General features: G+C 71.4%; 7 protein-coding genes and 1 pseudogene. 2 read left to right on the top strand and 6 right to left on the bottom strand.

What is annotated here, in order from left to right; all coding sequences use genetic code 11:
- Positions 1–1,349, top strand: a 1,349-nt coding sequence (locus AC1DUQ_RS17545; RefSeq protein WP_477074233.1) for a DUF349 domain-containing protein, incomplete at its 5' end; no start/stop codon positions are given.
- A gap of 110 nt (positions 1,350–1,459) precedes the next feature.
- Entirely contained in the window at positions 1,460–2,020 is a 561-nt protein-coding gene (locus AC1DUQ_RS17550; RefSeq protein ID WP_477061960.1) for a hypothetical protein, read from the top strand.
- 2 nt (positions 2,021–2,022) lie between these two features.
- On the opposite strand, the gene AC1DUQ_RS17555 is transcribed toward AC1DUQ_RS17550, so the two are convergent.
- From AC1DUQ_RS17555 to ruvB, 6 genes and pseudogenes are all read right to left on the bottom strand, one after another.
- Complete coding sequence (locus AC1DUQ_RS17555; RefSeq protein ID WP_477061959.1) at positions 2,023–4,347, bottom strand: RelA/SpoT family protein; 2,325 nt, start codon at positions 4,345–4,347, stop codon at positions 2,023–2,025.
- Positions 4,348–4,427: 80 nt separating this feature from the next.
- Complete coding sequence (locus AC1DUQ_RS17560; protein WP_477074234.1) at positions 4,428–4,946, bottom strand: adenine phosphoribosyltransferase; 519 nt, start codon at positions 4,944–4,946, stop codon at positions 4,428–4,430.
- A gap of 12 nt (positions 4,947–4,958) precedes the next feature.
- A pseudogene (gene secF, locus AC1DUQ_RS17565) lies at positions 4,959–5,960 on the bottom strand (protein translocase subunit SecF); the annotation flags it as partial.
- Positions 5,960–7,729, bottom strand: a complete 1,770-nt coding sequence (secD, locus tag AC1DUQ_RS17570) for a protein translocase subunit SecD (RefSeq protein WP_477074235.1) — start codon at positions 7,727–7,729, stop codon at positions 5,960–5,962. The gene secD and the pseudogene secF, both read right to left, overlap by 1 nt.
- 139 nt (positions 7,730–7,868) lie before the next feature.
- A complete protein-coding gene (gene yajC, locus AC1DUQ_RS17575; protein ID WP_477061956.1) occupies positions 7,869–8,285 on the bottom strand; it encodes a preprotein translocase subunit YajC in 417 nt (138 codons plus the stop codon).
- 124 nt (positions 8,286–8,409) lie between these two features.
- Positions 8,410–9,468, bottom strand: coding sequence for a Holliday junction branch migration DNA helicase RuvB (gene ruvB / locus AC1DUQ_RS17580; RefSeq protein WP_477061955.1), 1,059 nt, complete (start codon positions 9,466–9,468; stop codon positions 8,410–8,412).
- Positions 9,469–9,505: the final 37 nt, after the last annotated feature.

Genomic DNA, 9,505 nt, shown 5'->3' on the forward strand with positions numbered 1-9,505 from the left:
GACGCACCCGGCCCCCGCTGACGCACCCGGCCCCCGCTGCGACCGCGGCCGCACCTGCCGCGCCCGTGCCGCCCCCGCAGGACGCCGCAGAGGCAGCCCACGCCGCCACGTTCGGCAGCGTGGACGAGGAGGGCAACGTCTCCGTCCGCGAGGCTGCGGGTGAGCGCGTCGTCGGCCAGTACCCGGGCGCCACGACCGAGGAGGCGCTGGCGCTCTACGTCCGCCGGTTCCTGGACCTGCAGGCCAAGGTCACGCTCTTCGAGGCACGCCTCGCCGCGACGGACCTGTCCGTCAAGGAGATCGACCAGACGCTGGCCCGGCTCACCGACGAGGTGGCCGAGCCCGCGGCGGTGGGCGACCTCGACGGGCTCCGTGCTCGCCTGGACGCCCTCCGGGCCACCGCGGCCGAGCGCCGCGCGGTCGCGGAGGCGGAGCGTGCCGCGGCGCGCGAGGCAGCCGTCGTGGCCCGCACCGAGATCGTGGAGCAGGCCGAGAAGATCGCGTCCACGGACCCGTCCCGCATCCAGTGGCGGCCCGCCGGTGAGCAGCTGCGTCTGCTCCTGGACCAGTGGAAGGAGGCGCAGCGCACCGGACCGCGCCTCGACCGGCCCACGGAGGAGTCCCTCTGGAAGCGGTTCAGCCACGCCCGCACCACGTTCGACCGCGAGCGTCGCCACTTCTTCGCCGAGCTGGAGACGCGCAACGCGTCCGCCAAGCAGGTCAAGGAGGCCCTGGTGGCCGACGCCGAGCGGCTGCAGTCGAGCACCGACTGGGGCGCGACGGCGGGTGTCTTCCGTGACCTGATGGCGCAGTGGAAGGCGGCCGGACGGGCCAGCCGTGCCGACGACGACGCCCTGTGGGCCCGGTTCCGCGCGGCACAGGACGCGTTCTTCGCCGCACGGGACGCCCAGTCGGCCGCGACCGACGAGGAGTTCCGCGCCAACCTCGAGGTCAAGGAAGCCCTGCTGGCCGAGGCAGAGGCCCTCGTGCCCGTCACCGACCTCGCGGCGGCCAAGTCGGCGCTGCACAAGATCCAGGACCGGTGGGAGGCCGCCGGCAAGGTGCCGCGCGCCGACGTCCAGCGGATCGAGGCGCGACTGCGGGCCGTGGAGACGGTCGTGCGGGACACCGACCAGGCTCAGTGGCGCCGCACCAACCCGGAGACGCGTGCGCGCGCCGAGGGGGCAGCTGCGCAGCTCGAGCAGGCGATCGCGGGGCTCGAGGCCGATCTGGACCGCGCCAAGGCGGCCGGCGACGCGCGGAAGATCGCGGACGCCCAGGCCGCGCTGGACGCCCGGCGCTCCTGGCTCGAGCAGGTGCAGCGCGCGGCTCAGGACGCCCGCGGCTGACCCCGCAGCCTGATCGACCGAGGCACCTGCCCGTCCGGGTGGGGGCCTCGGTCGTCCACAGATCCGTCGACCGCGGCCGGCGAGGTCCCGGCACGCGCCATGCTGCACGGGTGAGCACCCGACTCGACGAGTTCCGCCCGGTGCCCCCGGTCCTCCCCCGCACCGTCAGCCGTGACGACGTCGGGGCAGCCGCGTGGTTCGGTCTGCTCCGGGACGGCGTCGTGCGGATCGTCTGGGGGGAGGTCGCGATCGCGGCCGACCTCAGCGACACTCCCGAGCTGCGCGCGGTAGCGCTGGCGCCGCTGGTGCCCGCACGCGGGGTCGTCGGACGACGCGCGGCCGCCTGGGTGCACACCGGGTGCTTTCCCCCGGTCCGCGTCGACGTGCTCGTGCGCACCGGGGGGCGTCGGACCGACCCGCACCCCGAGCGGTTCGCCGCCGAGGCCGACCTCCCCCCGCAGGACGTGGTTCGCGTCGGCAGCCTCAAGGTCACCACCGTGCAGCGGACGGGCACCGATCTCGCCCGGATGCTGCCGCGCGACGAGGCCGTGCCGGTGCTGAAAGGACTGCGCGAGGTCGGCTTCGACCCCGAGCGAGCACTCGAGCACCTGGTGGAGCTCCGCGGCCGGCGCGGGGTCCGTCAGGCCCGCAGCACCCTGCAGGGCCTCTGACGTCAGGCGCGGATCGCCGGCTCCTCGGCGGCCTTGGCCCCCGTGATGCGGTAGACGTCGAACACGCCCTCGACCTTGCGCACGGCCGCGAGGACCGACGCCAGATGGGACGGCTCGGCCATCTCGAACACGAACCGCGAGAGCGCCACCCGGTCGCGCGAGGTGGACACGGACGCGGACAGGATGTTCACGTGCGAGTCCGACAGCACACGCGTGACGTCGGACAGGAGCCGGCTGCGGTCGAGCGCCTCCACCTGGATCTGCACGAGGAACAGCGACGAGCTGGTGTGGCTCCACTCCACGTCGACCATGCGCTCGGGCTCGTTGCGCAGGCTCGTCACGTTGATGCAGTCCGAGCGGTGCACGCTCACGCCGGCGCCGCGCGTCACGAAGCCCACGATCTCGTCGCCGGGCACCGGGGTGCAGCACTTGGCCAGCTTCACCCAGATGTCGTCGACACCCTTGACCACGACGCCGGGGTCACCGGTGCGGACCCGCCGCTGCGTCTGACCGGGCCGGGCGACCTCGGCGAGGTCCTCCTCGGCTGCCGGCTCGCCACCCATCGACTGCACCAGCCGCTGCACGACCGTGCCGGCCGACACCTGCCCCTCGCCGATCGCCGCGTAGAGCGCGGAGACGTCGGCGTACCGCATCTCGTTGGCGAGGGCCACGAGGGACTCGTGCGAGAGCAGACGCTGGATCGGCAGGTTCTGCTTGCGCATCGCCTTGGCGATGGCGTCCTTGCCGTGCTCGATCGCCTCCTCGCGGCGCTCCTTGGAGAACCACTGGCGGATCTTGTTGCGGGCGCGTGGGCTCTTGACGAAGCCGAGCCAGTCCCGAGAGGGCCCGGCGGTCTCCGACTTCGACGTGAAGACGTCGACCACGTCGCCGTTCTCGAGCGACGAGTCCAGCGGAACCAGACGACCGTTGACCCGGGCGCCCATGGTCCGGTGGCCGACCTCGGTGTGCACCGCGTACGCGAAGTCCACGGGCGTCGACCCCGACGGCAGACCGATCACGTCGCCCTTGGGCGTGAACACGTAGACCTCGGAGCCGGCGATCTCGAAGCGCAGCGAGTCGAGGAACTCGCTCGGGTCCGCGGTCTCCTTCTGCCAGTCGACCAGCTGCCGCAGCCACTGCATGTCGTTGCCGGCGGAGTCCTTGTCGGTGGTGCCGGCGTTCTTCGCGCTCTCCTTGTACTTCCAGTGCGCGGCGACGCCGTACTCCGCCCGACGGTGCATGTCGTGCGTGCGGATCTGGATCTCGACGGGCTTGCCGCCGGGTCCGATGACCGTGGTGTGCAGCGACTGGTACAGGTTGAACTTGGGCATCGCGATGTAGTCCTTGAACCGGCCCGGGACCGGGTTCCACCGCGCGTGCAGCGCGCCGAGCGCCGCGTAGCAGTCCCGCACCGAGTCGACCAGGACGCGCACCCCGACGAGGTCGTAGATGTCCGCGAAGTCGCGGCCGCGCACGATCATCTTCTGGTAGATCGAGTAGTAGTGCTTGGGCCGCCCGGTGACCGTCGCCTTGATCTTCGCCTTGCCCAGGTCGGCGCCCACCTGCTCGCGGACGGTCGCCAGGTACTCCTCGCGGGCTGGCGCGCGCTCGGCCACCAGGTGCACGATCTCGTCGTAGACCTTGGGGTAGAGCGTCGCGAACGAGAGGTCCTCGAGCTCCCACTTGATCGTGTTCATGCCCAGCCGGTGGGCCAGGGGCGCGTAGATCTCGAGCGTCTCGCGGGCCTTCTTCTCGGCCGACGCGGCCGCGACGAACTTCCACGTCCGCGCGTTGTGCAGGCGGTCGGCGAGCTTGATGACGAGCACGCGGATGTCCCGCGACATCGCGACGACCATCTTGCGGACGGTTTCGGCCTGCGCCGCGTCGCCGTACGTGACCTTGTCCAGCTTGGTCACGCCGTCGACCAGCATCGCGATCTCGGGGCCGAACTCGCGGCGCAGCTGGTCGAGCGAGTACTCGGTGTCCTCGACGGTGTCGTGCAGCAGCGCGGCCGCCAGCGTCGACGGCGTCATGCCCAGCTCGGCGAGGATCGTCGCGACCGCCACGGGGTGCGTGATGTACGGGTCGCCGCTCTTGCGCAGCTGCCCACGGTGCGCCTTCTCGGCCACCACGTACGCCTGCTCCACGACCGCCAGATCGGCCTTCGGGTGGTTGGTGCGCGCAGCCTGGAGCACCGGCTCGATGGCCGGGAACGCGGCACCGCTGCGGGCGCCGAACCGGCCGAGGCGCGAGCGCATGCGGCTGGACGGAGAGTCGCTCTGCGTCGCCGGGACGCCGGTCTCGGGCGTGCGGACGTCCTCGCTCATCACACCCCCTCCCACGGTCGAGGCGACAGTCTACGACCGTGCGGCGGGTGGGACGGTCACGACGAGCGCGACCACGCTGGTCAGGGCACCGAGACCAGGACGTCGATCGCGTGACCGGTGAGCAGGTCACGACCCCGCAGGGCCTCGAGCTCCACGAGGAACGAGAGCCCGATGACGTCCGCACCGCACCGCTGCAGCAGGGCCACCGTGGCCGCCGCGGTGCCGCCGGTGGCGAGCACGTCGTCGATGACCAGCACGCGGGCACCCTCGGGGACCGTGGCCGGGTGGATCTCGATGGTGGCCGTGCCGTACTCGAGCTCGTAGGACTCCGACGCGGGCGGGCCGGGGAGCTTGCCGGCCTTGCGCACGGGGAGAACCCCGGCCCCGAGCGCCACCGCCACGGGTGCGGCGAGCAGGAAGCCGCGCGCCTCCATGCCGGCCACGAGGTCGACCGGGCCGTCGACGCGGCCGGCGATCTCGGCGATCACGTCGGCGAACGCGGACGCATCCGCCAGCAGCGGCATGATGTCGCGGAACATGATGCCCGGCTGCGGGTAGTCCGGTACCAACCGGACGAGCTCGTCGATGCGGCGCAGCACGTCCGCACGCGCGACGGGGACGCCCGTGGGCGCCCCCGTCGTGCGGGCGTCCAGGACCTTCTTGGTGTGCTCGCGGATCGCCGGCTCGCGCTCGCGCAGGGCGACCTCGAACGGGGTGGCCAGGAAGATCGACGAGAACGTGCCGATGAGCATGCCGACGAACAGGGCCAGCGCGATGTCCCGCAGCGTGCCCGCACCGAGGACGAACGCCCCGACGAAGAGGATCGCGCTCACGGGGAGCAGGGCGACGACGGAGGTGTTGATCGAGCGCACCAGCRTCTGGTTGACCGCGAGGTTCGCCTTCTCGGCGTAGGTGTACCGCGACTGCATGAGAGTGTCGGAGGTGTTCTCCCGCACCTTGTCGAACACGACGACCGTGTCGTAGATCGAGTACCCGAGGATCGTCAGGAAGCCGATGACCGTCGCCGGCGTGACCTCCCAGCCGACGGCGGCATACACGCCGACGGTGATGATCAGGTCGTGGAACAGCGCGATCAGCGCGGCAATCGCCATCCGCCAGTTGCGGAAGTAGACCGTCATGACGATGGTCACGAACAGCAGGAACACCAGGATGCCGGTGATGGCCTTCTGCGAGATGTCCGCACCCCACGACGGGCCGATGAACGAGCTCGTGACGTCGGTCGCCGCCGACACGTCGTACGCGGCGGCCAGGGCGTTCTTGACCTCGGTCACCTGGTCATCGGTGAGGGTCGAGGTCTGGATGCGCAGGGCGTTGGAGCCGACCGTCGTGACCTTCGGCTGCTCCTCCGGCGAGATCGCCAGGACCGTGTCGGTGGCCAGCTGCTGATCAGTCTCGGCGACGTTGGAGACGACGAACTCGGAGCCGCCCCGGAACTCGATTCCCGGGTTCAGGCCAGGCTTGACGAGGAAGACCGCGGACAGGACGACGAGGATCGTCGAGATCGTGAACCAGATCTTGCGCCGACCGACGATGTCGTACGAGCGACGGCCGGTGTAGAGGTCGTTGCCCCACTGGGCGAATCCGGCGGCCATCAGTGCTCGTTCCCCTCGGTGCGCCCGGACTCGGGCTCGGCGTCCWGGGTAGGTGCGTCGACCGGGGCGTCCTTCGCCACGGCCTTCTGCTCGGCGGCACGGGCCGCAGCCCGACGCTCAGCGATCGTCAGACCGCTGGTGCCCCCGCCGACGGCGACAGGCACGCGCGGGGTCGGCTCGGCGTCGACAGGTGCGTCCTCGACCGCCTCGTCCTCGACCCCGGAGGGCCGCGGGCCGTGCACGACGCGACCGCGTCCGACATACCGCGTCTCGGGAGCCCCGAGGCGACGCGGGTCGAGACCGGAGAGCCGGTGACCCTGGCCGAAGAACTTCGTCCGCGCGATGAGCTGCATGAGCGGGTGCGTGAACATGAAGACCACGAGCACGTCGATCAGGGTCGTGAGACCGAGGGTGAACGCGAAGCCGCGGACGCTGCCGACCGCGAGCAGGTAGAGAACGATCGCGGCGAGGAAGTTCACCGCGTCGGACGCCAGGATGGTGCGCCGGGCGCGCTCCCAGCCACGGTCGACGGCCGCGACGAGGGTGCGCCCCTCCCGCAGCTCGTCACGGATGCGTTCGAAGTACACGATGAACGAGTCCGCCGTGATGCCGATGGCCACGATCAGACCGGCGACACCGGGCAGCGAGAGCCGGTACCCCTGGGTCCACGAGAGCAACGTGATGATGCTGTACGTGAGCGTCCCGGCGATCACCAGCGACGCCACCGTCACCAGACCGAGCGCCCGGTACTGCAGGAGCGAGTAGAGCACCACGAGGCCGAGTCCGATGAGGCCGGCGAGCAGCCCCTTCTCCAGCTGCTCGGACCCGAGGGTCGCCGAGATCTGCTCCTTGCTCTCCACGGTGAACGTGAGCGGCAGCGAGCCGAAGTTGAGCTGGTTGGCCAGGCTTGCCGCAGACTCGCGCGTGAACGTGCCGGAGATCTCCGCCTTGCCGTCCGCGATGATCACGCCGGTGGCGAGGCTCGGAGCCGAGATCACGAGGCCGTCGAGAACCATCGCGAACTGGTTCTGCGGCGGCGAGCCCGCGAGGCCCTGCAGGCGGGTGGTCACGTCGGTGAACTCTGTGGTGCCCTGCGAGTCGAACGCGATGTTGACGACCCACTTGTTGCCCTGACCGCCGCTGGGCAGCTGGTTCAGGCCGGAGGTCGCGCTGGAGATCCGCGCGCCCTCGATCTCCACCGGACCAAGGATGTACTTCGCGCTACCGTCCTGGTCGCACGTGACGAAGGCCTTGTCCGGGTCCCCGTTGACGCCGCCGGTGAGGTTGGCGGGATCGGTGCAGTCCAGGGCGTCGAACTGGGCCTGGACCGCCGGGGTGACGTAGTACGCGATGTCGCTGGGGCTGTCGGGCGCCGCCTTGCTGGGCACGTCCGACGGCTCCTCCGCCGCGGCGGTGGGCGTGGGGGTCGGAGCCGGCGCGGCCGGGTCCGTCGCGGCCGCGGACTCGGTCGGCTCCGGGGTCGGGGTCGTGTCCGTCGGCGTCGGGTTGCCGGGGAGCGCGACCACGATCTTGCCGCCGCTCTGGCTGGTGATCTCGGCCTCGGCGACACCCGAGGAGTCGACCCGCTGACGGATCACGTCGATCGCCTGGGCGATCGTCTGCGACGTGACCTCCTCACCGTTGTCCGCGACCGGGGTCAGGATGATCTGCGTCCCGCCCTCGAGGTCGAGCGCGAGGTTCGGCGTCCACGTCGCGGTGGACCACTTGGTCCCCGCAGCGATGGTGCCGAGGAGCGCGAAGATGAGGATCCCGAGCACGACGAGCGTGCGGACGGGCCTCTGACGGCGTGTAGGAGGAGCCAACGGAGTTCTTCTCTCGTGCGCGCACCGACCGCGGAAGGCGGCCCGTGGGGTCGAGGTCCGGGCGTCGTCACCCGGACCGAACGGTCTACTTGGTGTCCGGCTCCCCGTCCTTGCGGGCGGGCGGCAGCGAGGACAGGTCGTCCGGGACATCGATCACGTCGTCGTTCGCGCGGCTGATGCGGTCCGCATCGGTCACCACGTCGTTCTCGTCGTCGACGTCGTCCTCGAGCTCGTCGTCGTCGGCGTCGTCGATCTCCTCGACCGGCGGCTCGATCTTCTTGGCGATCGCCGCGCGGATCCAGCGCGTCTGGGCGCCGGGGCTCGACTCGAGCGTGATCACGTCGTCCTCGACGGCCACGACGGTGCCCAGAAGACCGGACGCCGTCATGACCTCGTCGCCCGCCACGAGGTTGTTCCGGAACTCCTGCGCCGCACGCTGCTGCTTGCGTGTACGGCTCGACATGAGCCAGAGGGCGCCCAGGGCGATGGCCAAGATGAGCATGAGTTCCACGGCGGTACGGCTCCGATCAGGGTGATGTGTCCGCCGCAGTCTAGGCGCAGCGGCTCGCCGCTCCAACGCACAGGCCCCCGCGGGGGTTCCGAGATCTGCGCTTTCGGGCGGCGGCTCAGCCGAACAGTGTGCCCGACCCGTGGGGCACCTCGAGACCGAGGTGCGCCCAGGCCGCCGGGAGGGCGATCCGACCGCGTGGTGTACGTCCGACAAGACCCTCGCGCACCAGGAACGGCTCGGCGACCGTCTCCACCGTCTCGGGCTCCTCGCCGACCGCCACCGCGAGCGTGGTGAGCCCCACCGGTCCGCCGCCGAACCGCGTGCACAACGCCGTCAGCACGGCGCGATCGAGCCGGTCCAGCCCGAGGTCGTCGACCTCGTAGACCTCGAGGGCAGAGCGCGCCGCAACCAGGCTGAGCGTGCCGTCGCCGCGCACCTCGGCCCAGTCGCGCACGCGCCTGAGCAGCCTGTTCGCGATGCGGGGCGTGCCGCGCGAGCGCGAGGCCAGCTCGGCGGCAGCGGGATGCTCCAGGGGCACGCCGAGCAGGCCGGCCGACCGGACGAGCACCCGCTCGAGCTCGTCGGACGAGTAGAAGTCGAGGTGTGCCGTGAAGCCGAACCGGTCGCGCAGCGGCGCCGGGAGCAGACCGGCGCGGGTGGTGGCGCCCACCACCGTGAACGGCGGCAGGGTCAGCGGGATCGCGCTGGCGCCCGCTCCCTTGCCCACGATGACGTCGACCCGGAAGTCCTCCATGGCCATGTAGAGCAGCTCCTCGGCGGGCCGTGCCAGCCGATGGATCTCGTCCAGGAAGAGGACCTCGCCCTCCTCGAGCGAGGACAGGACCGCCGCCAGGTCGCCCGCATGCTGGATGGCCGGTCCGCTGGTCACCCGCAAGGGGGCGCCCATCTCGGCGGCGATGATCATGGCGAGCGTCGTCTTGCCCAGGCCGGGCGGTCCGGACAGGAGGACGTGGTCAGGCGCCTTCCCGCGGGCGCGCGCGGCGTCGAGCACGAGCGAGAGCTGGTCCCGCACCACGCGCTGGCCGACGAACTCGTCGAGCCGTCGGGGACGCAGAGCCGCCTCGGCGGCACGCTCGAGGTCGTCGGCGCCGGACTGGACGAGCGACTCTGCCGCGAAGCGCTCGGTGACGAGCTCCTCGTACTCGTCAGCCATGCCCGCCACCCAGCGTCCGGAGCGCGGCGCGCAGCAC

The organism is Cellulomonas sp. P4_B5_2, assembly GCF_056402235.1.